This is a genomic window from Staphylococcus sp. GDX8P54P (genome assembly GCF_017893165.1).
In the GTDB taxonomy this organism is placed as follows: domain Bacteria; phylum Bacillota; class Bacilli; order Staphylococcales; family Staphylococcaceae; genus Staphylococcus; species Staphylococcus borealis.
This window is the reverse complement of the sequence record NZ_JAESMM010000050.1, coordinates 1-26127: the sequence shown is the minus strand read 5'-3', so window position 1 is coordinate 26127 and position 26127 is coordinate 1. Positions and strand designations below refer to the sequence as shown.

Annotated in this window: 28 protein-coding genes and 2 pseudogenes; 18 read left to right on the top strand and 12 right to left on the bottom strand. The window is 32.0% G+C overall.

What is annotated here, in order from left to right; genetic code table 11:
* Positions 1-308: 308 nt before the first annotated feature.
* The 6 genes from KA909_RS12310 (at position 309) to KA909_RS12285 (ending at position 6608) form a co-directional block, all read left to right on the top strand.
* Positions 309-1406, top strand: coding sequence for a YeeE/YedE family protein (locus KA909_RS12310; protein WP_053030430.1), 1098 nt, complete (start codon positions 309-311; stop codon positions 1404-1406).
* A gap of 18 nt (positions 1407-1424) precedes the next feature.
* A complete protein-coding gene (locus KA909_RS12305) occupies positions 1425-1649 on the top strand; it encodes a sulfurtransferase TusA family protein (RefSeq protein WP_011275296.1) in 225 nt (74 codons plus the stop codon).
* 118 nt (positions 1650-1767) lie between these two features.
* Positions 1768-3012 carry an ammonium transporter gene (locus KA909_RS12300; RefSeq protein ID WP_210130276.1) on the top strand — a complete coding sequence of 415 codons (1245 nt, stop codon included), beginning with the start codon at positions 1768-1770 and terminating at the stop codon, positions 3010-3012.
* A 98-nt stretch (positions 3013-3110) separates the two neighbouring features.
* Positions 3111-4061, top strand: a complete 951-nt coding sequence (locus tag KA909_RS12295; protein WP_210130275.1) for a LacI family DNA-binding transcriptional regulator — start codon at positions 3111-3113, stop codon at positions 4059-4061.
* Positions 4062-4157: 96 nt separating this feature from the next.
* Positions 4158-5642, top strand: a complete 1485-nt coding sequence (locus KA909_RS12290) for a sucrose-6-phosphate hydrolase (RefSeq protein ID WP_193839127.1) — start codon at positions 4158-4160, stop codon at positions 5640-5642.
* A 3-nt stretch (positions 5643-5645) separates the two neighbouring features.
* On the top strand, positions 5646-6608 hold the full coding sequence (locus KA909_RS12285) for a carbohydrate kinase family protein (protein WP_210130274.1): 963 nt from the start codon (positions 5646-5648) through the stop codon (positions 6606-6608).
* Between the two features lie 86 nt (positions 6609-6694).
* On the opposite strand, the gene agrA is transcribed toward KA909_RS12285, so the two are convergent.
* The 6 genes from agrA to KA909_RS12255 form a co-directional block, all read right to left on the bottom strand.
* Positions 6695-7411 carry a quorum-sensing response regulator AgrA gene (gene agrA / locus KA909_RS12280; RefSeq protein WP_053030422.1) on the bottom strand — a complete coding sequence of 239 codons (717 nt, stop codon included), beginning with the start codon at positions 7409-7411 and terminating at the stop codon, positions 6695-6697.
* Positions 7412-7429: 18 nt separating this feature from the next.
* Positions 7430-8713: a quorum-sensing sensor histidine kinase AgrC gene (gene agrC / locus KA909_RS12275; RefSeq protein WP_193839129.1), complete on the bottom strand. Its 1284-nt coding sequence runs from the start codon at positions 8711-8713 to the stop codon at positions 7430-7432.
* An 18-nt stretch (positions 8714-8731) separates the two neighbouring features.
* Positions 8732-8875: a cyclic lactone autoinducer peptide AgrD gene (gene agrD, locus KA909_RS12270; protein WP_070855048.1), complete on the bottom strand. Its 144-nt coding sequence runs from the start codon at positions 8873-8875 to the stop codon at positions 8732-8734.
* Position 8876: 1 nt separating this feature from the next.
* On the bottom strand, positions 8877-9443 hold the full coding sequence (locus tag KA909_RS12265) for an accessory gene regulator AgrB (protein WP_193839962.1): 567 nt from the start codon (positions 9441-9443) through the stop codon (positions 8877-8879).
* A 736-nt stretch (positions 9444-10179) separates the two neighbouring features.
* On the bottom strand, positions 10180-10965 hold the full coding sequence (locus KA909_RS12260) for a carbon-nitrogen family hydrolase (protein WP_193839130.1): 786 nt from the start codon (positions 10963-10965) through the stop codon (positions 10180-10182).
* 197 nt (positions 10966-11162) lie between these two features.
* The gene (locus KA909_RS12255) at positions 11163-11786 is read right to left on the bottom strand and encodes a nitroreductase family protein (RefSeq protein WP_053030418.1); all 624 of its coding nucleotides are present in this window, start codon (positions 11784-11786) and stop codon (positions 11163-11165) included.
* A gap of 187 nt (positions 11787-11973) precedes the next feature.
* Between KA909_RS12255 and KA909_RS12250 the strand changes: the two genes are divergently transcribed.
* A complete protein-coding gene (locus tag KA909_RS12250) occupies positions 11974-13779 on the top strand; it encodes an SdrH family protein (protein ID WP_210130273.1) in 1806 nt (601 codons plus the stop codon).
* Between the two features lie 47 nt (positions 13780-13826).
* Here the strand turns inward: KA909_RS12250 and mroQ are convergent, their stop codons facing one another.
* On the bottom strand, positions 13827-14567 hold the full coding sequence (gene mroQ / locus KA909_RS12245; RefSeq protein ID WP_193839132.1) for an intramembrane glutamic endopeptidase MroQ: 741 nt from the start codon (positions 14565-14567) through the stop codon (positions 13827-13829).
* Between the two features lie 176 nt (positions 14568-14743).
* On the opposite strand from mroQ, the gene groES reads away from it, so the two are divergent.
* Both groES and groL read left to right on the top strand, forming a co-directional pair.
* On the top strand, positions 14744-15031 hold the full coding sequence (gene groES / locus KA909_RS12240; protein ID WP_053030415.1) for a co-chaperone GroES: 288 nt from the start codon (positions 14744-14746) through the stop codon (positions 15029-15031).
* A gap of 52 nt (positions 15032-15083) precedes the next feature.
* Positions 15084-16703: a chaperonin GroEL gene (gene groL, locus KA909_RS12235; RefSeq protein WP_075109233.1), complete on the top strand. Its 1620-nt coding sequence runs from the start codon at positions 15084-15086 to the stop codon at positions 16701-16703.
* A gap of 173 nt (positions 16704-16876) precedes the next feature.
* On the opposite strand, the gene KA909_RS12230 is transcribed toward groL, so the two are convergent.
* The 3 genes and pseudogenes from KA909_RS12230 to KA909_RS12220 all read right to left on the bottom strand — a co-directional run bounded on the left by KA909_RS12230 (position 16877) and on the right by KA909_RS12220 (position 17726).
* Entirely contained in the window at positions 16877-17215 is a 339-nt protein-coding gene (locus KA909_RS12230) for a hypothetical protein (protein ID WP_193839133.1), read from the bottom strand.
* A 44-nt stretch (positions 17216-17259) separates the two neighbouring features.
* Positions 17260-17379, bottom strand: a pseudogene (locus tag KA909_RS13880) (LPXTG cell wall anchor domain-containing protein); the annotation flags it as partial.
* 17 nt (positions 17380-17396) lie between these two features.
* Positions 17397-17726 (bottom strand): hypothetical protein, encoded by a 330-nt coding sequence (locus KA909_RS12220; protein ID WP_193839134.1) that lies wholly within the window; start codon positions 17724-17726, stop codon positions 17397-17399.
* Positions 17727-18034: 308 nt separating this feature from the next.
* On the opposite strand from KA909_RS12220, the pseudogene KA909_RS12215 reads away from it, so the two are divergent.
* Both KA909_RS12215 and KA909_RS12210 read left to right on the top strand, forming a co-directional pair.
* A pseudogene (locus KA909_RS12215) lies at positions 18035-18148 on the top strand (iron-hydroxamate ABC transporter substrate-binding protein); the annotation flags it as partial.
* A 285-nt stretch (positions 18149-18433) separates the two neighbouring features.
* Positions 18434-18952: a ClbS/DfsB family four-helix bundle protein gene (locus KA909_RS12210; RefSeq protein WP_193839135.1), complete on the top strand. Its 519-nt coding sequence runs from the start codon at positions 18434-18436 to the stop codon at positions 18950-18952.
* Between the two features lie 391 nt (positions 18953-19343).
* Here the strand turns inward: KA909_RS12210 and KA909_RS12205 are convergent, their stop codons facing one another.
* Complete coding sequence (locus KA909_RS12205; RefSeq protein ID WP_193839136.1) at positions 19344-20630, bottom strand: aminotransferase class I/II-fold pyridoxal phosphate-dependent enzyme; 1287 nt, start codon at positions 20628-20630, stop codon at positions 19344-19346.
* A 193-nt stretch (positions 20631-20823) separates the two neighbouring features.
* Between KA909_RS12205 and KA909_RS13590 the strand changes: the two genes are divergently transcribed.
* The 7 genes from KA909_RS13590 to pmtD all read left to right on the top strand — a co-directional run bounded on the left by KA909_RS13590 (position 20824) and on the right by pmtD (position 25176).
* Complete coding sequence (locus KA909_RS13590; protein WP_228480641.1) at positions 20824-20919, top strand: Trp-rich small protein; 96 nt, start codon at positions 20824-20826, stop codon at positions 20917-20919.
* Between the two features lie 175 nt (positions 20920-21094).
* The gene (locus KA909_RS12200; RefSeq protein ID WP_107629928.1) at positions 21095-21271 is read left to right on the top strand and encodes an SE1626 family protein; all 177 of its coding nucleotides are present in this window, start codon (positions 21095-21097) and stop codon (positions 21269-21271) included.
* A gap of 350 nt (positions 21272-21621) precedes the next feature.
* Entirely contained in the window at positions 21622-22002 is a 381-nt protein-coding gene (pmtR, locus tag KA909_RS12195) for a PSM export ABC transporter transcriptional regulator PmtR (protein WP_053030410.1), read from the top strand.
* A complete protein-coding gene (gene pmtA, locus KA909_RS12190; protein WP_193839137.1) occupies positions 21999-22898 on the top strand; it encodes a phenol-soluble modulin export ABC transporter ATP-binding protein PmtA in 900 nt (299 codons plus the stop codon). The genes pmtR and pmtA overlap by 4 nt, the downstream gene beginning before the upstream one ends.
* Positions 22895-23578: a phenol-soluble modulin export ABC transporter permease subunit PmtB gene (gene pmtB / locus KA909_RS12185; protein ID WP_193839138.1), complete on the top strand. Its 684-nt coding sequence runs from the start codon at positions 22895-22897 to the stop codon at positions 23576-23578. Before pmtA ends, pmtB begins: the two co-directional genes overlap by 4 nt.
* Positions 23575-24447 carry a phenol-soluble modulin export ABC transporter ATP-binding protein PmtC gene (pmtC, locus tag KA909_RS12180; RefSeq protein WP_193839139.1) on the top strand — a complete coding sequence of 291 codons (873 nt, stop codon included), beginning with the start codon at positions 23575-23577 and terminating at the stop codon, positions 24445-24447. Before pmtB ends, pmtC begins: the two co-directional genes overlap by 4 nt.
* A complete protein-coding gene (pmtD, locus tag KA909_RS12175; RefSeq protein ID WP_075109318.1) occupies positions 24448-25176 on the top strand; it encodes a phenol-soluble modulin export ABC transporter permease subunit PmtD in 729 nt (242 codons plus the stop codon).
* Between the two features lie 93 nt (positions 25177-25269).
* On the opposite strand, the gene KA909_RS12170 is transcribed toward pmtD, so the two are convergent.
* Positions 25270-25830 carry a thioredoxin family protein gene (locus KA909_RS12170; RefSeq protein WP_053030405.1) on the bottom strand — a complete coding sequence of 187 codons (561 nt, stop codon included), beginning with the start codon at positions 25828-25830 and terminating at the stop codon, positions 25270-25272.
* Positions 25831-26127: the final 297 nt, after the last annotated feature.

Below are 26127 nucleotides of genomic sequence, written 5' to 3'. Positions count from 1 at the left end.
ACTACAACCGAATTTCATAAGTCGAGATTAAAGCTGACTAGTTTTTTAATACGGATTTAAAATCCAAGGGAGCGCACAGTCTACTTCTCTCTACAACTATAAAAAATAGCTGTGAAAAAATCTATCGTCATAGATTTCTTCATAGCTAATCTTAGTATGTTTTGTTAGCCAACATTGAGTGAATCCAATGCAATAATTTATAGGTCGTGTGAAAAATCGCTAGAAGCATTTTATTTTAAGAAGTTGCCAAATTTAGTACAATTGATTATAATACCTTAGTAAAATAATCGGGAAAGGATGAATTAATAGTGATATGGATGATTATTAGTGGTCTTATCGTTGGAATATTATTAGGGTTTGTTATGCAACGTACACGTTTTTGTCTAGCTGGTGGCTTTAGAGACATGTATGTTCAAAAAAATAACAAAATGTTTTATGCTTTATTAGTAGCTATTACAGTCCAAAGTATAGGACTACTTATTTTAACTGGGTTAAATCTTATTTCAATACCTGATAGTACATTTCCAATTATTGGTACCATCATTGGTGCGTTTATATTTGGAATAGGTATTGTATTAGCAGGAGGCTGTGCTACAGGTACATGGTATCGTGCTGGTGAAGGTTTAATTGGAAGTTGGGTAGCACTCGTGTTATATGCAGTAACTGCGGCAATTACTAAAACAGGTGTGCTGCTTCCAGTGATGACGTGGATAAATCAACCTACAAATATCAATGCCAATATGTCTCAGACAACGGGTATTCCAATGTGGGTATTTACGTTAATATTAACGATCATCACGATTATTTTTGTAACTAAAACGTTACGCAAACCTAAACCCAAATTTGCGGTTCCAAAGCTTAAGCAAAAATATAGTGGCTTGAGACATTATTTATTTGAAAAACGATACCACCCATTTGTAGCTGGTATAGCAGTTGGTTTGATAGCATTAATTGCTTGGCCGATGAGTATGTCAACTGGTAGAGATTATGGTTTAGGCATCACAACACCATCAGCAAACTTAATTACGTTTTTAATTACAGGAGATACTCAGTTAATAGATTGGGGTGTACTATTAATATTAGGTATCTTTTTAGGGTCATATATCGCTGCTAGAGGATCGCGTGAATTCAAATGGCGATTACCTGATAAGAAGACGATTCGTAATAGTGCTATTGGTGGTATTTGCATGGGATTCGGTGCCTCAGTAGCAGGTGGTTGTTCAATTGGTAATGGCTTAGTAGAAACAGCTATTATGTCTTGGAAAGGCTGGATTGCACTAGGTTCTATGATTTTAGGTGTATGGTTTATGAGTTACTTTATTTTCATTAGACCAATGAAAAAGTTAGAAAAACAAACATCACAATCTCAAACTACTGCAGTTCCAAAACAAACACAAACAACATAATTAATTGGAGGAATAACAATGTTATATGAATTAGGTACAGTAGGTATGGTATGTCCATTCCCACTTATCGAAGCACAAAAGAAAATGCAAACATTAGATAATGGTGATGAACTTAAAATAGATTTCGATTGTACGCAAGCAACAGAAGCTATTCCAAATTGGGCGGCTGAACAAGGTTATCCAGTTACGAATTATGAACAATTAGATGATGCATCTTGGACAATTACAATTCAAAAAGCTTAAAACGAAATAAGTGATTAAAACACTGTTATATTATGTAACATATTGTGTCATTTTATCTTACGTATTTTTGCTATTTCTTTGAAGTATCATTATGATATTTTCAAAGGAAGTGGTAATTATGAAGATGGATGACACAATTTTTTTATTTCTTTGCACTTTACTTGTTTGGGTAATGACCCCTGGGCTTAGCTTGTTTTATGGTGGGTTAGTTCAATCAAAGAATGTCCTAAACACAGTTATGCAAAGTATGGCAGCAATGATTATCGTGACGTTTACATGGGTTACATTAGGTTTTTCATTAAGTTTTGGAACAGGCAATGCTTTTATAGGTAATTTCGATTTGATTGGCCTACAACATGTTGGTTTTGCAGTCAATGACCAATTAAGTCCACACATCCCGTTTGCATTATTTATGTTGTTCCAAATGATGTTTTGCACAATAGCAGTTTCAATACTCTCAGGTTCAATTGCTGAACGTATGAAATTCTTTCCGTTTATTATTTTTATATTCTTGTGGGTGATTTTGATATATAGCCCAGTTGCGCATTGGGTATGGGGCGGAGGATGGATACAACAACTTGGTGCTTTAGATTATGCTGGTGGTACAGTTGTATATATCACATCTGGTCTCTCAGGCCTTATTTTAGCGATTATGATAGGTAATGGTAAAAAAATTGAAAAAATACAGCCACATAATCTTTTAATCACTTTAATTGGTGGTATTTTAGTTTGGATCGGTTGGTATGGTTTTAACACAGGAAGTGCATATACGTTAAATGATGTTGCACTAACATCATTTGTAAATACAATTATTGCGGCAAGTGGTGGTGCGTTTAGTTGGTTAATCATTGAGTACCTTATGACTAAGAAAATAAGCCTACTAGGTTTATTATCAGGTGTCTTAGCTGGCTTAGTCGCTATTACACCTGCAGCAGGCTATGTGAATTATTTCAACGCATTTGTTATTGCATTTGCGGGTGGCATCGTTTGTTATTTCGTTATTAATGTGATTAAAGTGAAATATAAATATAACGATACACTTGATGCTTTTGGTATTCATGGTGCAGGAGGTATCGTTGGTGCTATTCTTACTGGCGTGTTTCAATCACAACATGTTAATCATGATATATCAAACGGATTTATCTATAACGGAGACATTCACTCAGTGTTGATTCAAGTTATAGCTGTGCTCGTGGTTTTATGTTACACGGTGGTTTTAACTTGGATTATAGGTAAGATTTTACAAAGTATCATGCCTATTGCAACCACTGAAGAAGAAGATAAGACAGGATTGGATCAACTTGTTCATGGTGAGAAAGCGTATTTTTATGGTGAATTAAACAAACTGAATAAAAGATATTGATAGTTTTATTAGTGATTCATATACTAAACAGTATTTTATAAGAATAGTTATGTGATAAAATAATGCTTAAATGACAGTTAATTTAGGTGATTAATCTAATGAAAAATATATCAGATATCGCAAAATTAGCGGGAGTATCTAAAAGCACGGTCTCCCGCTTTTTAAATGACGGCTCAGTTAGCCCGCATACGAAGGAAAAGTTAAGTCGTATCATAGCTGAGCATGATTACCAACCAAATCAATTTGCGCAAAGTTTAAGAGCCAAGCATACACATATGATCGGTGCTATTATACCAAGAATGAATTCACATGCAGTGGATGAGACAGTTAAAGGCATTGTATCGGTATGCCATCAACATCAATATCAATTATTACTTAATTATACTGGTTTAGATGTTCATGCTGAGATTGAAGCACTTGAGACCTTTTCAAGAAGTAAGGTAGATGGCATCATATTAATGGCTACTACTTTAACAAATAAACATTTAGAAGTGATTCAGAAATTAGATGTACCAGTTATTCTAGTCGGTCAGTCGCATCCTGAATTACATAGTATTATTCATGATGATTATCAAGCAGGATACATTGTAGGTGAACAAATAGGGCATCAACAATTTCGAAACGTCGTATTCTTTGGAGTTAGTGAAGAAGATGTTGCTGTGGGTATACAACGAAAGCAAGGTATTATTGATGCTTTAAAACAATATGATATTCATCCTCAAATTTATGTAACATCTTTTAAATATGAAGAGGCTAAAAATGATGTTGCTGAAAAGTTAAATCATACATGTAATATTGACGTATTAATTGGTGCAACAGATCCTATAGCATTAGCAATTCATAAGTTTTATTCTCAACACCCCAATACACCTGAGAACTATCAAATTTATGGTTTTGGAGGAGACCCAATGACGCAACTCGTCACGCCTACGATTACGACTGTTAAATTTAATTATTATAAAGCTGGCACGCATGCTATGAAACAATTAAATGAATTAATTTTTTCTAAAAATGTCGTGTCAAAAACCATAATCCCGGTTGAAATATAGACACTTTAAATTACATAAATCTATGGAACCGATACCATAGTCGATGATAGAATAATAATAAACTTAGATTTAATTTATCAATGATGGAGGAATAATATGGCTGAATGGTCAAGAGAAGAACGTTATCGTCGCATTGAAGACGTAGATAAAAAGTACCTAGAGCATCTTAAACGGCAAGTCGAAACGTCAAGATTTCGTCAGACATTTCATATCCAACCTGAAACAGGTTTGCTCAATGATCCTAATGGTTTAATTTATCATAATGGCAAATATTATGTTTCACATCAATGGTTTCCACTTGGTGCTGTACATGGATTGAAGTATTGGTTTAATTATACGAGTGACGATTTAGTGACGTTCGAACCACAGGGTGCCGTATTAAAACCAGATACATATTATGATAGTCACGGTGTTTATAGTGGCAGTGCTTTTGAACATGAAGGTGACTTATATTACATATACACAGGTAATCGTCGTGATGATCAATGGGAACGTTATGCTAGTCAGATGATTGCGAAAGTAGAAAATGACGGTACAATTACAAAATTTGATAAACCCGTTATCGCTTCACAACCAGAGGGATATACAAGTCATTTTAGAGATCCTAAAGTGTTTGAATTGAATGGTGAATATTATGCGATAATTGGTGCCCAAACAAATGATGAACAAGGTCGTTGTTTAATTTACAAGACGAAAGATAAACAATTAAAGCAATGGTCTTTTTGTGGAGAACTTGAAACAAATTTAAAAAACTTTGGCTATATGTGGGAATGTCCTGACTATTTTAATTTGAATTCTAAAGATATCATACTTTTCAGTCCCCAAGGAATTGAAGCACAGGGTAATCAATTTAGAAATATATATCAATCTGGATATTTGATAGGGGATATAGATTTCGACACATTATCATTTGAACATGGAGACTTTATAGAGCTAGATAATGGTTTTGATTTTTACGCGCCACAAACATTTTTAGATGAAAATGGTAATAGAATATTAATTGGATGGATGGGGTTACCTGAAATCAATTATCCTACCGATGATGAAGGATGGGCACATTGTTTAACAATACCTAGGGTGCTGACAATTGAGGATAATCAACTGCGACAACGTCCGTTTAAAGGGCTTGAAAAGTTACGTAAAAATAAAGAAACAGCACTAGGTTATGCTAATAAATTTAATCGAAAATTACATCCATATGAAGGTACACAGTATGAACTGATTATTGATATTCTTGAAAATGATGCGTCAGAAATTTATTTTGAATTACGTACATCAAAGTTAAATAACACCAAAATTATCTATAATACAAGCGAGCAAAAGCTTACATTGGATCGCACGGAAAGTGGATTATTGCCAGATAATGTTCAAGATTTAACAAGAAGTACAATTTTAAAATCTCCATTGAGCCAATTACAAATATTTGTTGATACATCAAGCATTGAGATATTTTGCAATGACGGCGAACGTGTTTTAACTTCAAGAATATTTCCAGATGAAAATGCTACAGGTATAGAAACATCAACAGAAACAGGACAAGTTTATTTAAAATTCACTAAATATGAACTTAAGGATGATTAAAAAATGAGAAAGTTATACGGAATAGGTGAAGCATTAATAGATTTTATACCAAATGTGAAGAACTCTGAACTTAAAGATGTTGAACAATTTAGTCGACAAGTTGGGGGTGCACCTGCAAATGTAGTAAGTGTAGCACGTAAAATGGGAGCATCTACTGAAATGGTGACGCAATTAGGTAATGATGCATTTGGTGATATTATAGTTGAAACTTTAAGCAATCTAGGTGTAGGTACTCAATTCATTAGAAGAACAGATGTAGCAAATACGGCATTAGCATTTGTAAGCTTAAAAGAAGATGGACAAAGAGATTTTTCATTTTATCGTAAACCTTCTGCTGATATGCTTTATAAAGCGGACTATTTAGACGAAATATCAATTAATCCAAATGATATCCTACATTTCTGTTCTGTTGATTTAGTTGAAAGTGATATGAAAGAAGCGCATCAAGCTATGATTGATAAATTTAAATCAGCTAATGGCACCATCGTTTTTGATCCTAATGTACGTTTACCGCTTTGGCATAGTGCTGAAGCATGTAAAGAAACGATACAGGCGTTCATTCCTAAAGCGAATATCATAAAAGTTTCAGATGAGGAACTTGAATTTATTACTGGCGAAGTGGATGAAGAAAGTGCAATTCAGTCATTATTCCAAGGATCGGTTGTAGCAGTTATTTATACACAAGGTCCAAATGGCGCTAGTATTATTTTAAAAGATGGAACTAAGATATATCATGAAGGATTTAAAGTAAAAGCCGTTGATACGACAGGCGCAGGAGATGCCTTTATTGGAGCAGCAATTAGCAGAATATTATTAAGTGATGAAGTGAATATGACTAAATTGCTTAAGGAAGAAGGGCAAGCCATACTGCAATTCAGTAACTTCGTAGCAGCAAAAGTTACAACAAAATATGGTGCCATTGAGAGTATTCCAACACTTGAAGAAGTTACGTCAGAATTAAAATAATGAGAAAAGAAGCGGGACAGTGATAAATTCATTGTCCCGCTTCTAAATTAATCTACTTATAGAATATTTTGATTGTGTATATTCAACTATATTTTTTTAACATTACGAACAGATGCAAAACAGTGCTCGCCATTTTTAAAGTTAACAATACGTTCTTTTGAATCAATAGATTCAATATTATGACGGTTAACAACGAAACTGTTATGACATCTAAAGAAACGATCATCCAATTGTGCGAGTTCTTTTAAGTTACCATAAAACTCAATTTGACGATTATCTAGGTGTGCAATCAAACGATGTGATTTTGTAGATGATTCGAAAAACATGACGTCATCATATTGAACATAGATAGAATTACTACCTCGTTTTAATTCTATCGTCTCAACATTACTTTCTTTAGACAATAATTTTAAGCGTGTATGCGCTGTTTCTAAACAATCAATAATTCTCGATTGCAACTGACTAGGATCATCTTTAAAGATAAAATCCATTGCTGAAACTTTATATACAAACGTTAAGTATGTTAACTCGCTATGACTTGTAACAAAAATGATGTTTCCAATAGGGTCATATTTACGAATTTCACTACCTAATTTTATCCCGTTGATATCAGCCTCTAATTGAATGTCTAAAAAGTAGCATCCAACATCATTCATTTCTTTAGATTTTTCAATGACTTCATAAGGATCATCTGTTGCCAGCGCAATTTCCATTGGTTTTTCTTCAATCATTATATAATTGTTAATAATTGAAACCATATTTTCGCGTTGTTTTACATCATCTTCACAAATGAATATTTTCATGATTACACATCCTTATGACTAATTATTTATGATTTCTACTTTTTGCACAAAGTAGCCATTTTCTATCGTCGTATCGAGTAACACATTGTCAGTAGAATCAGTGATTTCTTTCAACGTGCTTAATCCTAGACCTCTGTTTTCTCCTTTAGTTGAAAAGCGTTCTTGGAATAATTCGTGAATACGAGGCATATCTTCTTGGCACTTATTCATAACAATAAACATAACAGACGTCTCAGTATTAATAAATGCTATACGAATCAATGCATCTTCAAGCGTCTCTGATGCTTCAATTGCATTATCCGTAATGATTCCAATGATACGACTAAGATCAATCGTGTTCATTTCTATATGTTCTACTAACTCAGGCACCTCTATACTGATAGGAATGTTCTTCTCTTGAGCTTGTAAAATCTTAGTGGTAACTAAGCCTTTAATCGCACGTACTTTTAAATTCTCAGTACCATTAATTTTAATTGATTTCATTTGAAGATTATCTTTCATAGGTACAATATTTTCATTGAAGTATTGTCTTAGCCCAGGCATGTCATCTTCACGAATATACTCAGACATTGTAGTTAAAATATTTACATAATCATGTCTAAACTTACGCATTTCATTGTTAATTGATTCAATTTGTAAAGTATATTCATAATATGTTTCAATCTCTTCCATATTACGTTTATAACGAAGTTCTCGATGAGTTGTATATGTAATTATGATTATACAAAGTATTAAAAAGAATAGAATCCCTAAAAATACATAAGCGAATAATCTTAATCCTTCTGAATCCAAATAGAATTTTTGAGTATAAAGATACAATGAAATGATTGAAAAAATTAGAAAAACAGAGATAAGAATTATATATATATTGTTAAAAAATAAATATGTCTTTTTTAGCTTTTTCAATAGAAATCTAATGGAATAGGCGCATATCATTGCGATTATAAAAAATGAAACCATATAGACAACAATTTCAAGAAATCTAATTTTCATATTGTTATTAGTTATCACATATATAGTAAGCGTGAAAAAATTACTAATATACATTATAAGTGTTGATAATAAAACTGATAATATGGACCATAAACCCGACTTCAGACAGAAGAAAAGCATGACAGAAATTATAAGAACTAATACTGATTTTCTATCTACATAATAAAATAAAATAGTACAAGGGATTATAATACTTATACAAGTTAAATAATCCCTCTTACTAAATTTAATATCTATAATAATTTTTGAGACCAAGATTAACATTACTGATTGAAAAATTGATAATGGAACAAAGTCTAAAAGATTCATTTCTAACACTTTCTTTAATTATTTTTTAGATAAATCTTGTAATTCTTTAGGTACTTCTGGTTCATCAAAATAAAAACTGCACACATCTTGAACAGAGAATGTTCCTACTAACCCAAAGATAAAGCTAAATACTTTTGCGAATAACATAGTTAATAAATTCATATTAATTATCCTCCTCAGAATAAAAGATTGGTAATAACGTTAAACTTTCTAAAAATATCCCTAATACAATAAGTTCTTTGAAAGGCACTGGTAAAACTATAGAAATAGTTATTAATACCATTGCTAAAATAACAGAGTATAATTTTTTTCGTTTTACTAAGTGTAGTGGTATTGGTTGTTTCTTTGTGGCTGATGGAGCAAATAGTACTATTAATACAAAAGCCACAATACTAGCCAAATATATTATACCCACATTTAGATTAATGTAGACAACTACCCAAGGTAAAGCGACAAAAAATATTAAATTTTGAACATGACATAACAATGATGATTTTGCATGTGCCCCATGTGCATAACGTCTAACTAAAAAATAACTAACATGTGTAAATAAAGTGTATAGAAATGTATGGAAGATAAGTGCAACACCATAGGTCACAATTGTTTTAGCAAGATTGCTTACAACGACTTGTAATCCCAATTTCACTTTTAAAAATTGAATATGATCTAGGTTGTTTTTACGTTGCAAGTATAATGCGAATTGCTCAATCTTTTTATCAATTGCTTTCAATAGCGTGCCACTCTCCTTATATTGATTATACAATTTAGCGCAATTGGTCTGGGGGGTTATGCGTAACTGTTCAAAATAAATACTTAACTGTTATATTGAAATTACAAGTAATATTTTAACATATAAAATATTACAGTTATGTATAAAAACATGCGATTTAAGAAATAATTAAAAATAAATTGGAAGGTTATGTTTAAATAGACTCATATCACTTACGAGTGATAAAAACTTAATAATCTTAGTCTTTAAATTTAATAGTTATTGTTTTGGTAATCGAGGTAAATGGTTTTGTTTGTAGTTGCAAAATCATTAATCCTATTACCATATGTTGTAAGTGTTGTGAATGGTTTTGGTTAACCATTTCAATATTAGTAATGTCCCATCGAACATTATTAATAAAGAAGCTTCTAATTTATTTAGAAGTTATCTTAATTTGTTTTCTTCGTGTAGTTAAACGTATTCATTAATAAGCCATCCCAACTTATTAATGAAACAAGCAAAGTTACTGAAGTTGAAACTCAGTGGAAGGTATTTAACTTAGCTATTGTATGATATAGAAGTTAAATATTTTCAGGATGTAAGCTATTGTAGAATTTTCATAATTAATAACATCCCCAAAGATTGAAATAACTGTAAAAAACATTCCCTTAATATGAAAGTCGCGAGTTCCTCCCAAGCTCGCGACTTTTGTCGTTAATAAAAACTGTACCCAAACGATTGGATACAGTATGTTGCACTATTTATATAAATTTGGTTTTAAATTTTTAAATACAGGGATAGTCTCGCGTTGAATATCAACTTCTTTAAGATCGATATTATGAGCAATAGTATCTTCTTCGTTACCCAGTTCAGCTAAAATCTCACCATTTGGATTGATAATCATAGAATGACCAGCATAGTCTGTATTACCATCGTTTCCCGTTCCATTACATGCAACAATAAACATATCATTTTCAATTGCACGTGCTTGAAGCAGGGCTTTCCAATGATTTAACCTTGGTGTAGGCCATTGTGCAACATAAAATGCAACTTGTGTACCATTGCGCGCTGGATATCGCAATAACTCAGGGAAACGTAAATCGTAACAAATAATTTGTGTTGCTAGCGTACCTGATGAAAGTGAAAATGGCTCTGGGACTGCTTTACCATCTTCTAAATATGTCGGTTCATCCAACATAGGGACTAAATGAACTTTATCGTACTTATTAATTCGATGTCCTTCTCTAGAAACAGTAAATGCAGTATTATAAACTTTACCATTTCTAATATTAGAAACGGAACCAGCGACAATATCGACATGATATTGTTGTGCTAATGATTGAATGAATGGGAAACTGCGGCTAAGTTCTCTATCAGCTTTTTGGTTCAACTCATTTAATGCATAACCGTTATTCCACATTTCCGGCAGAACAACGACCTCTGTATCTGCTTCTAATTTATTTTCAAACCAACTTTTAATTTTATTTTCATTTTTTTCAACGTTACCGTATTCAACATAAAATTGAAATATTTGTACTTTCATTTTAAAATCTCCTCATCCCAAGATTAACTCTAATTTACTAAATTAAAAAAAGAAAATCAAAAATTGAGCGAGTTTCTTAATCTATGCAGATGCTATAGAAAAATACGTTAAAAAAGACTCAACTTCAAATAGAACAAAGTGTCTAAGTAGAAATTGAGTCTTTAATGATTGATTTAACTAAGTAAGTTATAGATAAATTATTTTTTAACGATGAATCTGTTGTCAGTAGGTTGAATTTCTTTCTCGCCAGCTTGTTCACGGATATCTCCGAACGGCATTTGAGCTACAAGTTTCCATGAAGCTGGGATATCAAATGATTGTGTAGTAATTTGATCAACTAATGGATTGTAGTGTTGTAAAGAAGCGCCAATACCTTTTGAACTTAAAGCAGTCCAGATAGCAAATTGGTGCATTGCATTCGTTTGAACTGACCAGTTTGCAAAGTTATCAGCATAATTTGGCATTTGTTCTTGCAAGCCTTTAATAACATCTTCGTCTTCAAAATAAAGAATTGTACCATAAGCATGTTTGAAGCCATCAATGCGTTGCTCGGTTGGAGCGAAATCACGATCAGGACCCATAACATCTTTTAATACAGTTTTAGTATTATCCCAGAATTTATGATGTTGATCATTTAATAATAATACAATTCTTGTAGATTGAGAGTTAAAAGCTGAAGGTGTGTATTTAATGATATGTTCAATCATATCTTCGAGTTCTTTGTCACTAATTGAAATGGTAGTTTCTGTACTATAAATTGTACGTCTATCTTCAATCTCTTGTAAAAATGGTTTCGTTTTCGATTTGCTAAATAAGCCCATGTAAAATCTCCTTTGTTTGTATAAGTTATATCCTAAGTATAAATATTATACTAGTATTTGTAAAATGTTTTTTTACAAAAAATGTCAAAAGTATTAATATTTTTTATCATTAATCATATATCCATGCATAATAGATAAATATTCTTTATACTGAAAGTGTTATAAAACACAAGGAGGTGGAAGATTGATGAAAAAGAAATTAGCCCAAACTAGCCTGATTTTAGCATTGAGTACATCTGTGATAGGTCATGAGAACGAGGTGAAAGCTGCAGATAAAAATCAACCGGCTACAGATGAGGTTAATCAGAATGCGGTTACTACAGATACACGTACACAAAATGATTTAAATAATCAGAATGACCATTATGACAATCATCAATCTGATACCCAAAATACTGCTGCTTCAGAAAAAAACTCAGATAGTCAAAACCATGGAGAGATGAAACCATCTACTGAAGATAATGGTGATACGCAGTCAGATCATGACAATACTATGAATCATGATAATTCAACTGAAAACAGTCAACCGGAGAACGATGATGGCAATGATACCGAGGAAAATTCAAGTAAACCAGGAAATAGTCATCCAGGTAACCAAGAAGGAGAAATCAATCCCGGAAATCAAGATGTAGACAATCCAAATGAAGAACACAAACCCGGTGAGAACGAAACGAATAAACCAGATGAAGGCAACAACTCTGATGAGGACGATACAACGCATCCTGGTGATAAAGATCAACCTGGGGAAAATAACTCAGGTAATCAAGAAGGAGAAGGCCAGCCCGGGGATAGTGATACAGACAAACCAGACGAAGGAAACAAGCCAGGTGAGGGCGAATCAAATCAACCAGGCAATCAAGAAACGGATAAACCAGGTGAAGAAGACAAACCTGGAGCGTCTGGAAAGGATCAACCTGGTGAAGGAAGTAAGCCAGGGAATGATGATTCAGGTCAACATAATGGAGGAAGCAAGCCAGGCAATCAAGGAACAGATAAACCAGATGAAGGAAATAAGCCAGGAGAAAGTGGTAATCCTCAGCAACCACCAAACCATGATGGGATTACACATTCTGGCTCTAATCAAGGTGAACACAACACAGGTTCTGGACAAAACGGTTCAAACAATGGTTCGCAAAACCATTCCAATGGTAGTTCTAACAATCATAGTTCAAATAATCACGGAAATCACCAGGATGAACACTCAGGACATTCAAATCCAAATGAAATGACAAATCATAATCCACAAGAAAATAATTATGGAACTGATCAAGGACAACAACCGACTTGGTCACATCACGATCATAATGTGTCTGATTCAATGATTCATCATATATATCCGAATAAACGCCAAAATCAATCAGAAATGAATGGTTCAACTACGACTAATCAATGGTATTATGGTGGACGTTTACAACATCATCATAACCAAAATGATACGGAAGTCTATACAAATAATGATCATAGACAAAATCAATTTCCATTCTATAGTCAATCGGCACTTTTAAACAGATTAAATGATTTGGCTAATGGTTCATATAAATATAACCCATATATCATTAATCAGGTTAATAGGTTAGGCAATAATAATGAGTACATTTCAAATCAAGATTTTTATAGACTTTTTCGCAAACAATCATTTAATAATCAATATTTAGATTACTTGCAAAAAGGCTCAAACTACTTTAGATTTGAGTATTTTAATCCATTAAACTCAAAAAAATATTACAAAAATTTAGATGAGCAAGTATTGGCACTCATCACGGGTGAAATTGGCTCAATGCCAGACTTGAAAAAACCAAGTGATAGGGATAAAGAAGAAGAGGCTGATATTCAGAGTCACGATGAAGATAAAATTATAGATAGTAAAGAGGAGAGTAAAGAAGCGGAAAATAATGATAAATATAAAAACATTAATATAGCTTTAATCACATTTATAATTGTGATTTTCATAGGCGTCACTGGTGGATTTATTTATAGAAAAATTAAAAACTAAAAGAAAAACAGGAGTGGGACAGAATTCTGTCCCACTCCCGTTAACTTTTACATAAATAAATGAACAATAAAATTACTTTGTTCTTGTAACTGCTTAACCGTATCACCAAAGAAAAATTGGACTGCAACTACAAAACCATTTTGTAGCATGTGGATAATAATTGGAACTGCAATGCGTTTAGTCAAGACATAAGCAAGCGAGAATAACATGCCCATTCCAAAGTATATGAAGAAAAATTTAACATCATTATGTGCGATTGCAAATAAAATTGAACTTACAATAGAAGCAATTAAAAATGCGACAATTCGGTTTCCTTTAATTTTATTATAAATTTCACCGAATATAACTTTTCTGAATATATATTCTTCTAGTATTGGACCGACAATTGAGATTAATAATATGAATACTGGAAGCTGTTTAGCAATTGCCATTATTCTCTCAGTATTAGGACTTTGCTGTGGTTGACCGACTAACCACATAGTGATTAGACTAGCTACCATTTGGTATATCATAACTACAACAAATCCTAGTAAAGCCCATGGTAAAATGTAGCGTTTAGGTTCTTTATATCCTTGCTCTAATCTAGTTGGATTTTTAATGATACTGTTTAACCAAATAATTAATAAAGCCGCGATTACAAATAAAATCACTTGAGTATAAACGCCAGCTTTTGCAAGTTCCATCCCTTTTAAATTACTAAAGAAAGGTAAATGCTGTATTAATAAGGGTAAGAACTGTGCTAAAGCATAAATAACAATGGTAAGAAATGCTACCCAAATTCTCTTCATTCTATTCCTCCAAAAATAATAATCAACATTAGTTAGTTTATCGTAAATTTGTATGTTATACAAAATATAGATAATCCTTTCGCTTGAAAAATTGACCAAATTTGATTAATATAAGATGTAGATTAGCACTCAATTATTTCGAGTGCTAAAAAGGAACCTGTTAAGGAGGAACGATCATGCTTAAACCATTAGGAAATCGTGTGATTATTGAACGCAAAGAACAAGAACAAACAACAAAAAGTGGCATTGTACTTACTGACAGTGCGAAAGAAAAGTCTAACGAAGGTGTAGTAGTAGCTGTTGGAACTGGACGAGTTCTAGACAATGGTGAAAGGGTTGCTCCAGAGGTTAAAGAAGGAGACCGAGTAGTATTCCAAGAATACGCTGGTTCAGAAGTTAAACGTGGAGATGAAACATACTTAATTTTAAATGTTGAAGATCTACTTGCTATTATTGAAGACTAAAATTTTATAAATAATCAACATTAAATTTATTGACATAATGGAGGTACATTAAATGGCTAAAGACTTAAAATTTTCTGAAGATGCAAGACAAGCAATGTTACGTGGTGTAGATAAATTAGCCAATGCCGTTAAAGTTACAATTGGACCTAAAGGACGTAATGTAGTTTTAGATAAAGAGTATGTCGCACCATTAATTACAAATGATGGTGTTACAATTGCCAAAGAAATTGAATTAGAAGATCCTTACGAAAATATGGGTGCGAAATTAGTTCAAGAAGTAGCGAATAAAACAAATGAAATTGCTGGTGATGGCACTACAACAGCAACTGTATTAGCTCAAGCCATGATTCAAGAAGGGTTAAAAAACGTCACAAGTGGTGCGAACCCAGTAGGACTGCGTGAAGGTATCGATAAAGCTGTAAGAGTAGCGGTACAAGCACTACACGATATCTCTCAAAAAGTAGAAAATAAAAATGAAATTGCGCAAGTTGGTGCTATTTCAGCAGCAGATGAAGAAATTGGCAAATATATTTCTGAAGCAATGGATAAAGTGGGTAATGACGGTGTTATTACAATTGAAGAATCAAATGGACTAGATACAGAATTAGAAGTTGTTGAAGGTATGCAGTTTGATAGAGGATATCAATCACCATACATGGTTACAGATTCAGATAAAATGATTGCTGAATTAGAAAGACCATATATTTTAGTGACAGATAAAAAAATCTCTTCTTTCCAAGATATCTTACCTTTATTAGAACAAGTCGTGCAATCAAGTCGTCCAATTTTAATTGTAGCTGACGAAGTTGAAGGTGATGCTTTAACTAATATCGTATTAAACCGTATGCGTGGTACATTTACTGCAGTTGCAGTTAAAGCACCTGGTTTTGGTGATCGTCGTAAAGCGATGTTAGAAGACTTAGCAATCCTAACTGGCGCTACAGTTATTACGGATGATTTAGGTTTAGAATTAAAAGACGCATCTATTGATATGCTAGGTACTGCCAACAAAGTTGAAGTAACTAAAGATAATACTACAGTTGTCGATGGCGATGGAGATGACAATAGTATTGATGCACGTGTCAGTCAAATCAAAGCACAAATTGAAGAAACGGATTCTGATTTTGATAGAGAAAAATTACAAGAACGTTTAGCTAAATTAGCTGGCGGTGTTGCAGTAATTAAAGTCGGAGCTGCATCTGAAACTGAATTGAAAGAACGTAAATTACGTATTGAAGATGCTTTAAACTCTACACGTGCTGCAGTTGAGGAAGGCATCGTTGCCGGTGGTGGTACGGCATTAGTAAACATCTATAATAAAGTAGAAGAAATAGAAGCGGAAGGTGATGTGGCAACAGGCGTGAATATCGTACTTAAAGCGTTATCTGCACCTGTACGTCAAATTGCTGAGAATGCTGGTCTTGAAGGTTCAGTTATTGTTGAGAGATTAAAACATGCAGATGCCGGTGTTGGATTCAATGCCGCAACGAATGAATGGGTAAATATGCTTGAAGAAGGCATCGTTGACCCTACAAAAGTAACGCGTTCTGCATTACAACATGCTGCAAGTGTTGCTGCGATGTTCTTAACTACAGAAGCAGTAGTTGCAACTATCCCTGAACCAGATAATAATGACAATCCAGGTATGGGTGGCATGCCAGGCATGATGTAAAACGACAAATATATTATGATAGAATAGGAAAAGGGTAGCTGAATAAGCTACCCTTTTATTGTACTTAAAAAAGGGTTGGTATTTTTAAGATTTACTTTAAAACGATATATAAAATATGACTAATAAAACATGTTAAAATGGCTTTGAAACAAATTTAAAGGATTTTAGGGTTGTTAATGTTTTCTAAATATTGCATTATGACCTTCTCCGCCATCTAATTTGATAGTTTCACCATTTTCTTCAACTTTATAATTTATACTTTCTTTATCATTACCATCTGAAAATATCATTTTTCCACCTTTTATTGTAACTTTTAATGTTTCGCCACCATATGTTAATTTAGCTGTATTGGCATTATCTTTTGGAACCTCCAAAACCATGTCGCTATTTAAATAGTCAATACCACTACTCTGTGCAAAATTATATTTTCCTTCTTTTAGTCCATTACCACATGCAGCAAGTAATAATACTAAGCAAGTAATTGAGATAAAATAAATTAATTTACGTTTCATAAATGATCCTCCGAATAAGTAATGTTAATATCTTATGATAATAATTATTTAGATATAGAAAGTCGCCCATATGCTAATAAAGAACCAGCGGCTAATAATATAGAAGCGACAATAGAAATTAAATTAGAATTAGATTGCTTACCTGTTTCTGGTAAAGATTTACTAGTTGGTTTAGATTCATTTAGGGAATGTCAATTCCATTTGTTATATTTCTGTTGTCGTTAGTTGATGTAGTTTTTTTAGTATTTTGAACTGATTGATAATTATTGTTAGATAGCTTTTGGCTATTCAAAGATTTGTCCAAATCATATTTGCCAATATAAGTGAAGTTACCTTTGTCAATAGTAGCATTGTATCCACTTTCTTTAGTTACATCGCCGTTTTTATAAACCCTTATAGCTCCAGTTCCAGCACCAGATTTATTACCATACTGAACTAAATAGTAATTCCCTTTATTTTCTACATCATAATAATTTTCTAATCTAGGGCCATCATTACCATTTTTATTCATAACTTCAATAGCGATATTAGTCGCATTGTTAGTGTTTACTACACTATCAGCTGCATGTACATGTTGACTTGCTCCACCCCCTATAAATAATATTGGTCCTGCTAATGCTGATGTTAATAAAATTTTAGATTTCCTCCTTGATAATTATTAAAACTACTTTTTTAAGTAGTGCTCAATACAAATTAACAAATAGAAAAGACATATTATGTCTTTAAATAAGATTTTTGAATAATGTTAGTTAGTAGGAAATAAGATAAGACTATTAAACTGAAGCCCTGTATTAAGAAGATTATTAAAAAAATAGTAATTTTGATTTTGAAAAATGAAAGACATGGCAAAACATTGATGCTGTCCATGGACATGTTATTTCTTATAAAGCAGAGGATTACTGGTTCACAGATCCAAGCATATTAGAAAATTAAAGAAGCAGGTTAAATGAAGAAATTTTAAATGAATCTTATTAACTACAAATTAAATCAATAATTATACAATAAAATGGTTTGAATCAAACTACATTATAAGCTAATTTGATTTAGTAACATAAGCGCTTTTCAAAAGATGACTTCTTTTGAAAAGCGTTTTTTGATAGATGAAAATATTTTAATAATAAAAATATTAAATTTAGGTTTAAATTATAGTTGATAAATACATATTTTAATTGGATGGAATATTATATAATAAGTATATAAATAATTGGTGGTGATGAGATGCAAACTTATGCGGATAAAGATGCTTTAATAATTGAAATTAGGAAAAGAGCCGATTTATTTATTCACGAATTTAGTGATGTATCAGAAGCAGAAAAGGATATATATAAAACTGGTATTGATAGGACACCAGCGCAAATGATTGCATATCAGTTAGGATGGTTAAATTTAATTCAATCTTGGGAAAGGGATAATAAAAATAATATATCCGTTGTAACACCTAGCCCGAATTATAAGTGGAATAATTTAGGGGGACTATATCAAGAATTTTATCAAACCTACTCAAATTACACATTAGAACAACTTATTAATCAGTTTAATGAAGAAGTAGATAGCATGATTGAATTAATTAAAAGTTTAGATGATAAAACATTATTTGAGAGTGATAAAAGGCAATGGGCTTCATCAACGCCTTCCAAATGGCCAGTTTGGAAGTGGATTCATATTAACACAGTAGCACCATTTAAGACATTTAGAACCAAAATTAGAAAGTGGAAGAAAACAGAATTAGATAGATAACTTTTATAAGATGATAACTTTATGAAAAACGATACTATCTAGAATAAAAACGAGTCTTGGCATTATAACCAAGACTCGTTTTTTACATTACTTAAGAATGATAATAGAAAAAATTATAATAAATCTAGTAACCATGCTCCAAATAGAATAAATAAAATGAGTGATCCTATGAAAAAATATAAATTTTTGGGCACGTGTCCAGTTGACGTAAATGCGTAAAGATACAAATGATATGACGTTGAGATAAAAGTAATAATAAGCAATATTGAAAAAATAATTACCATTAAGATCACAGTTTTCGAGTTGTTTTGTCGTTCTGAAAGAATGAATTAATCGAATATGAGAACTTTTTCTTAACATCATAATTACATTACTTCATTTTATCAATTGTTTACTTTAAATCATCTATTGCTTTTGCGATTGATTCAAACACATGCGGAATATCATCTTTTTCAATACAACTAAACGCAATTCGGATATCAGAGTCATTTAAAGCAATGATTCCAATTGAATATTCATTGATTAAATGCGTACGAAGTTCTTCAGGATTTACGCCATTGACTTTGACTGCCATGAAATAACCTGAGTTAAAATCATATGCTTGCCAATGATTTTTGTATTTATCATCATATACAACTGACTTAGTTACTTCATATCGTTGTTGTAAAGTATCAATATTTTGTTGAATTTCTTTGTCAAATTGGTCATGATGTTCTAAGACGTATTTAATAGCACTTTGTGAAGGCATTGGTCCACTTGAAATATTACTTCGTATTAAACCTTTAACTTTCGCCTCTAACACTTCTTTAGCTGTATGATTGCTTAGACCAAATGTAAGGAAACCAACACGTAGTCCCCAAGCAAAGAATTCTTTAGTAGCGCCATCTAAACGAATCGGTAATATATTATTTGATTCAATTTGATTTAACGCAGTAAATATAGATTGGCGATACACATCTTCATAAAATAAACCGTAGTAAGCATCGTCAACAACAGCTATCACTTTTGTGCCCTTTTCAGCAAGTGAACGAATAGTTGATACTATAGTTGCAACTTCATCTTTGTTCGGTGTATAACCAGTAGGATTGTTAGGGTAATTCAGAATGAGAACGACTTTATCTTGATTGTAGTTGTCTAAAGTAGTTACTAAATCATTTGTTGTATAGTGACCTTCTTGATTAAATATTGAATATGTCTCAATATTTGCTGAATGACGTGTTTCATATATTAATTTATAGTTACCCCAATTGTGTGTAGGTACTAAGATCGTATCGCCACTTTCTACAAATAAATCAGCAATTAGAGATAAACCATGAGTCAACGCATTAGTGACAATTGGTCTACTAATCGTTTCTTTTGATAAATCAGGATTTTCTTTGAGCATTTTATCTTGCCATAAATCTCTTAAAGCTTCTAATCCTTGTGGTGGTGCATATGGAAATACGTCATCAGGTGATAGATGATTATAGACATCAAATAACGTATCAGCATACATTTTTCCATCTTTATTTGTAGCCATACCAATTGTCGCATTGTATTTTGTTTTTTTAGCATCAGCCGATTGAGATAATATACCTTTTGGATAGTACATAGATTGGCCTAGCGTTGAAAGCATACTTAAAATTTCAGGACAATCATCAACAAGTTGATTATTTAAGTTTTGAGCTAATGGGTTCATTTATTTAACCTCACTTTTTTTAGTGTTTAATAATATATTATCTTTAAATGTCATAAAGATAAAGTGTTCCTATTATGATTACATAGAATTGATAGTTAAGATTCTTATAAATCGAACATTTGTTCGCTTTTTGTGTTAAAATGATGACAGGTCATCATAAGATATGACACTTTTCATTTGGAGGTGTAGTGTAATGTCGTGGCTATTAGAGGGTATGGTGACACTGATTACGGGTGGTATACTCGTCATATTTCGTGTTTGGTTAGAATCTAAGTGGAAAGATAAGTAGATGACCATACACAAAGGCCCCTAACTTGCCGTTACAAGTTAGGGGCTGTGTAATGTAATTCGTGGATACACTTAAATTTTAACATATGGAAGCATATTTTCAATTTTAAATATCTATTGAAACCGTAATATTTCTTGATGTTTGTTATAATACGGTTATTGAGGTGTTAATTATGATGAAACATTTAACTAAGATTTTCGTGACCTTGGCAATTGTCTTATTTGTTATTGGTTATTACTTACAAGCTTCAGGACATGAAGATCAAGGCGTTAAATTATTATTAGCTGCAATCATGTTTATGATATGTGCTTTTATTAATCGTAGTAATGATAGAAAGAAAAATAAAAAATAGCACTTTAAGAATCTCAGACATAAATAATATACTCATGCTATTTTGCAGATTCGCAGTAGCTGACTGATTTGAAAAAGCGTTTAAGTCAAGCGTTTCTCAGTTTTAGTCAACCTTGCGGGCGGGGCCCCAACAAAGAGAATTTCACTAAGAAATTCTACAAGAAAAGTAAGCTGGGAGTGGATGACGAATTTAAAAGAATTCTGTCCCACTCCCACTTTTTTATTGTATCTATTATATATATACAATTTATCTTAATAACTTTGTTTTATAGGGATATTTACGTATATGACTTTACAAACGTGTATATAGTGTGTATATTATGTATATACAGTTATTAAAGGGGGACATCAATGAAAATTATTCTAAAAAACACCAGTGAACAACCCATTTATGAACAAATCAAGCAACAAATCAAAGAAAATATTTTAAAAGGCTATGTTGAAGCTGGTAGCCACTTACCTTCGATGCGGGAGCTGGCAAAAGATTTGCAAGTGAGTCTAATCACGACTAAGAGAGCTTACGAAGATTTAGAAAAAGATGGATTTGTTACAACTGTTCGAGGTAAAGGCACCTTTGTTAAAGAACAAGATAGTTCAATATTAAAAGAAAAGCAATTCTTTGTAATAGAAAACCTTGCTCGATTAATGATCAAAGAAGCTAAAACAATCGATATGCCTCTGAAAGAATTAAAAGAAATATTAACTTTAATTTATGAGGAGGAAGAAGAATGAATGTCATTGAAGTAAAAAATGTATCGTATCAAAATAAAGCATTTTCAATTAGCAATCTTTCATTCAATATTCCTCAAGGATTTGTAACTGGGTTCATTGGGGCTAACGGCGCAGGAAAAACGACAATGATTCGGTTGATAATGGATATATTAGAACCTAGTAATGGTGATATTTTCATTTTCGGTGAACGAATTACAAATAAACCGAAATGGATTAAAAATAAATTAGGTTTTGTTTATTCTGAAATTTACTTTAATCAACAATGGACTCCAAAAAAACTAGAAAAAATGGTATCACCATTTTATAGTGATTGGGATTCAGAAACGTTCAAATATTACTTAGAGAAATTTAAACTACCTTTTAATGATAAAATTAAGCATTTCTCAACAGGTATGAAAATGAAATTGTCACTAGCGCTTGCTTTGAGTCACCATGCAGAATTATTCATTTTGGATGAGCCAACTGCAGGTTTAGACCCAATCGTTCGCAATGAAGTGTTAGAAATATTACAAAGTGAACTACTCGATGAAAATAAGACATTATTTATTTCAACGCATATCATTTCAGACCTAGAAAAAATTGCTGACTATCTTGTACACATAAAAAATGGAGAAATTATCATGCAAGGATTCCGCCATCAATTACAAGAACAATACGCAATAGTACAAGGTGATAATGAAGATTTAGACGAAGAATTAAATCGTTTATTTCTTTATAAAGAAGTGAAATCGACTGGATTTAAAGGATTTACGCAACATGCTCAAGTGTTTAAAGAATTGTTTGCAAACAACGTTAATATTCAACAACCTACAATAGAAGAACTAATGATTTATATCGAAAAATCTCATCTGCGTGACAATCAACAAGAATTTCAGCAAAGTAGGTTGGTAAAATGAAGCAATTATTAATTAGAAATTTTAAATGTCGAAGTGTAACAATAGTCATTTATCTTGCGTTATTGCTCTTTAATCCACTATATGCATTGGTACTTTCTAAAACCGAACTTTATTTTCTGTTCTATGCACCCATTGCTATCACATTAATGGTTGTCAGCATTTTAGATTCTGGACATTTATTTAGACTGCATAGAAGGTTAGGTGGAAAAAGTTCGTATTTATTTTACGAAAGCTTACCTGTTTCTAAGAAAGATATGCTCAACGCAAATTATATTACATGTATTGTGTTAACGTTATTTGGTGGATGTATTATCGCATTATATAATTTTCAATCGTCCAATATAGATTTTGGAGATTTAAGGTATTCAACTGCAATAGCTTTTATATTCGTGAATTTTTTCAGCATTCCAATTGCATTTAGTAGGAACACTGAAAGAAAGCGTGAAGGCATAGCTTATGCACCATATATTATGATTATGATGTTGGCTATACCATTTGCAATAACAACGGTATTCGCAGTTATTAATATACTCGTGTTCCAACACTACTATACCTATAATGTGTTAGACGTCTATTACAATTACGGTTTATTGATTTTAAGTATTATTTGGATGATTATAAACTATTTGATTCAATTAAAACGTATCAATCAGCGTGAAAATAAAGGAGGGCTTACATGAAATTAGAAAACATTACAAAAACATATGGAGATAATGATGTTTTAGATAATATCAATTTTGATTTTGGAGATAGTCAAATTGTAGGTTTAATTGGTAAAAATGGTGTTGGTAAAACAACATTAATGAAAGTAATGAATGGTAATATTATTAATTTCAAAGGAAAGGTTCAATTAAACGATAGCGAGAACGTAGGTTATCTTATTGAACATCCAAAGCTCTATGATAATAAAACAGGTTTAAATAACTTGAGATTATTTGCTCAGGTTCTAGGAAAAGGTTTCGACAAAGATTATACAGATAAAATTATAGACGCATTTGGTATGAGACCATACATTAAGAAAAAGGTAAAAAAATATTCAATGGGTATGAAACAAAAACTAGCGATTGCTGTTTCATTAATGAATAAACCGAAATATTTAATACTAGATGAACCAACCAATGGTATGGATCCAGATGGTTCGATTGATGTCTTAGAAACGATTCAATCATTAGTGAATGATTTAGGAATGAAAATATTAATTTCAAGCCATAAATTAGAAGATATAGAATTGATTTGTGATAGAGCTGTCTTCTTACGTGACGGTAACTTTGTACAAGACGTTAATATGAAAGACGGTAGCGCTCAAGATCATACATCACTTAAATTCGAAGTTGAAGAATTTAACACAGCGCTTGACTATTTAACAGCACATTTCAACGTACTTCAATCTCATAAAGATAGTGGAGAAATCATGATTAAGGCGCAAAAAGATTACAAACAATTACTCAAATCTTTAGCACAAAAAGATCTATATCCTAAGTATATTGAAACAAGAAAAAGCTCGCTTCGTGATACGTACTTTAATATTAATCAAAGAGGTGACAAATAAATGAGAAGTTTACAATTAGTTAAATATGATATATTGAGTTTTTGTAAAAGTTATCTAACTTACATTGCATTACTATTAATCTGGTTAGTTTTAGGATTAATAACATTCTTAATGGCACGAAATAATGATCAAGTAAATTATTCGTCAATTTTATCTATGGCAAATTGGATGTTCTTATTCTTTGGCTTGCTAGTAGTGATTAAGACGATTACTCGTGATTATTCTCAAGGTACGATTCAACTGTATATGAACAAAGTGAAGAATAGAATTGGTTATATCATTGCTAAAACAATTTCAATTGTGTTAATTTCTTTTATTTTTGCACTTATCACATATATTACTTTAATGTTAGTACAAGCATTTACTGATGGAAAAAATTTAGACGGAGATAAGTTCTTAACGAACATATGGTTCTATCTTATCTTCTTACTATTCTTTGGTTTACTATTATTCTTAGTTACATTAATAGTTCAAAAACCAGCAGTTATTTTCACGTTAGGCATCTTCTTAGTATTTATCGTACCGTTTATTCAACCTTTTATTGGTTTGATTCCTGATTGGGGCGAAAAAATTCAAAAATCACTAAAATATATTCCTTTCAGTTATTTAACTGAGAAATCTCAAACGGATAGCATTAAATTTTCAAATTGGCAATGGTTTATCTCATTAGCATCAATTGTTGTTTTATTCATTGCGAATATTGCTTATGCAGCTAAAAGAGATATATAAGACAAGCATAGGAAGTTGTTCCTAAATAAAGAGGGTAGTGGAGCAGAAATAAAATAATATCTGCTTCACTACCCAATTTGTTTTTATTTGCGTTTATAGCATTAATTTACTGATAATGGAATCATAAACTTGATTCCATAATTCAGAATCTGATTTATATTTAGTAGCGATTTCGTGGTGAACCTCTTTCTCCTTGTCATTATAATCAGGCGCTTCTTTATTAGGTAATTTCTCAGCTCTTAGTTGCGTAACATAGTCTTGAGCTTCACGCGCTCTTGGTCCCCAAACACTAACTTGTTCAAATTGATCATTCATAAAGATAAAGATTGGAATCGAACGTGCAGTACCATTTGTTAAATACTGGTCAATTAGATCTGTATCTTCATCTCTATGGAATACACGAACTTCTAGCTGAAGAGACTCACTAATATGCTTTAGTATAGGCAAGTTCATCATAGCGTCGCCACACCAATCTTCACTTATAACTAACACTTTCGAATAGGGACGGTCTTTAAGTTGACCGATTCTGTCGTCAGTTGAAGGTGGCGTGAATGCATTGTAAATCGATAATACGTTGTCTTTATTTACAGTCATGTTTTCGATATAGTCATCTAGTGGTTGACTCTTTTTAAAATACGTTTCTAAATTAGCCATAAGAAATACCTCCCCATTAAATTTATATTATTATAACAATTTTCACTGAAAATGGATAATTATAAAACTCAAAATATATTAGTATGACTGTGTTTCTTATAATGATAAATTAACGTTACAATTGTGTAAGAAACGATTCTTCGTGGATAGATGTTTCTTAGTAAGCGGTTATGATATATTTAAGTTATTAAGAATAGAAGTGGTGGTACATTTGCGTATACAAAATAGATGGGTAATTTTTATTATCTTTACAATCATAGCTTTGATAGTCGTTTATTTGAGTCAAGTCCAGACTCC

Excerpts from the sequence above, each read along its gene's own strand:
- KA909_RS12305 (WP_011275296.1), top strand. The coding sequence starts at position 1,425 with ATGTTATATGAATTAGGTACAGTAGGTATGGTATGTCCATTCCCACTT.
- KA909_RS12300 (WP_210130276.1), top strand. The coding sequence starts at position 1,768 with ATGAAGATGGATGACACAATTTTTTTATTTCTTTGCACTTTACTTGTT.
- KA909_RS12295 (WP_210130275.1), top strand. The coding sequence starts at position 3,111 with ATGAAAAATATATCAGATATCGCAAAATTAGCGGGAGTATCTAAAAGC.
- KA909_RS12290 (WP_193839127.1), top strand. The coding sequence starts at position 4,158 with ATGGCTGAATGGTCAAGAGAAGAACGTTATCGTCGCATTGAAGACGTA.
- KA909_RS12285 (WP_210130274.1), top strand. The coding sequence starts at position 5,646 with ATGAGAAAGTTATACGGAATAGGTGAAGCATTAATAGATTTTATACCA.
- agrA (WP_053030422.1), bottom strand. The coding sequence starts at position 7,411 with ATGAAAATATTCATTTGTGAAGATGATGTAAAACAACGCGAAAATATG.
- agrC (WP_193839129.1), bottom strand. The coding sequence starts at position 8,713 with ATGAATCTTTTAGACTTTGTTCCATTATCAATTTTTCAATCAGTAATG.
- agrD (WP_070855048.1), bottom strand. The coding sequence starts at position 8,875 with ATGAATTTATTAACTATGTTATTCGCAAAAGTATTTAGCTTTATCTTT.
- KA909_RS12260 (WP_193839130.1), bottom strand. The coding sequence starts at position 10,965 with ATGAAAGTACAAATATTTCAATTTTATGTTGAATACGGTAACGTTGAA.
- KA909_RS12255 (WP_053030418.1), bottom strand. The coding sequence starts at position 11,786 with ATGGGCTTATTTAGCAAATCGAAAACGAAACCATTTTTACAAGAGATT.
- KA909_RS12250 (WP_210130273.1), top strand. The coding sequence starts at position 11,974 with ATGAAAAAGAAATTAGCCCAAACTAGCCTGATTTTAGCATTGAGTACA.
- mroQ (WP_193839132.1), bottom strand. The coding sequence starts at position 14,567 with ATGAAGAGAATTTGGGTAGCATTTCTTACCATTGTTATTTATGCTTTA.
- groES (WP_053030415.1), top strand. The coding sequence starts at position 14,744 with ATGCTTAAACCATTAGGAAATCGTGTGATTATTGAACGCAAAGAACAA.
- groL (WP_075109233.1), top strand. The coding sequence starts at position 15,084 with ATGGCTAAAGACTTAAAATTTTCTGAAGATGCAAGACAAGCAATGTTA.
- KA909_RS12230 (WP_193839133.1), bottom strand. The coding sequence starts at position 17,215 with ATGAAACGTAAATTAATTTATTTTATCTCAATTACTTGCTTAGTATTA.
- KA909_RS12220 (WP_193839134.1), bottom strand. The coding sequence starts at position 17,726 with ATGAATAAAAATGGTAATGATGGCCCTAGATTAGAAAATTATTATGAT.
- KA909_RS12210 (WP_193839135.1), top strand. The coding sequence starts at position 18,434 with ATGCAAACTTATGCGGATAAAGATGCTTTAATAATTGAAATTAGGAAA.
- KA909_RS12205 (WP_193839136.1), bottom strand. The coding sequence starts at position 20,630 with ATGAACCCATTAGCTCAAAACTTAAATAATCAACTTGTTGATGATTGT.
- KA909_RS13590 (WP_228480641.1), top strand. The coding sequence starts at position 20,824 with ATGTCGTGGCTATTAGAGGGTATGGTGACACTGATTACGGGTGGTATA.
- KA909_RS12200 (WP_107629928.1), top strand. The coding sequence starts at position 21,095 with ATGAAACATTTAACTAAGATTTTCGTGACCTTGGCAATTGTCTTATTT.
- pmtR (WP_053030410.1), top strand. The coding sequence starts at position 21,622 with ATGAAAATTATTCTAAAAAACACCAGTGAACAACCCATTTATGAACAA.
- pmtA (WP_193839137.1), top strand. The coding sequence starts at position 21,999 with ATGAATGTCATTGAAGTAAAAAATGTATCGTATCAAAATAAAGCATTT.
- pmtB (WP_193839138.1), top strand. The coding sequence starts at position 22,895 with ATGAAGCAATTATTAATTAGAAATTTTAAATGTCGAAGTGTAACAATA.
- pmtC (WP_193839139.1), top strand. The coding sequence starts at position 23,575 with ATGAAATTAGAAAACATTACAAAAACATATGGAGATAATGATGTTTTA.
- pmtD (WP_075109318.1), top strand. The coding sequence starts at position 24,448 with ATGAGAAGTTTACAATTAGTTAAATATGATATATTGAGTTTTTGTAAA.
- KA909_RS12170 (WP_053030405.1), bottom strand. The coding sequence starts at position 25,830 with ATGGCTAATTTAGAAACGTATTTTAAAAAGAGTCAACCACTAGATGAC.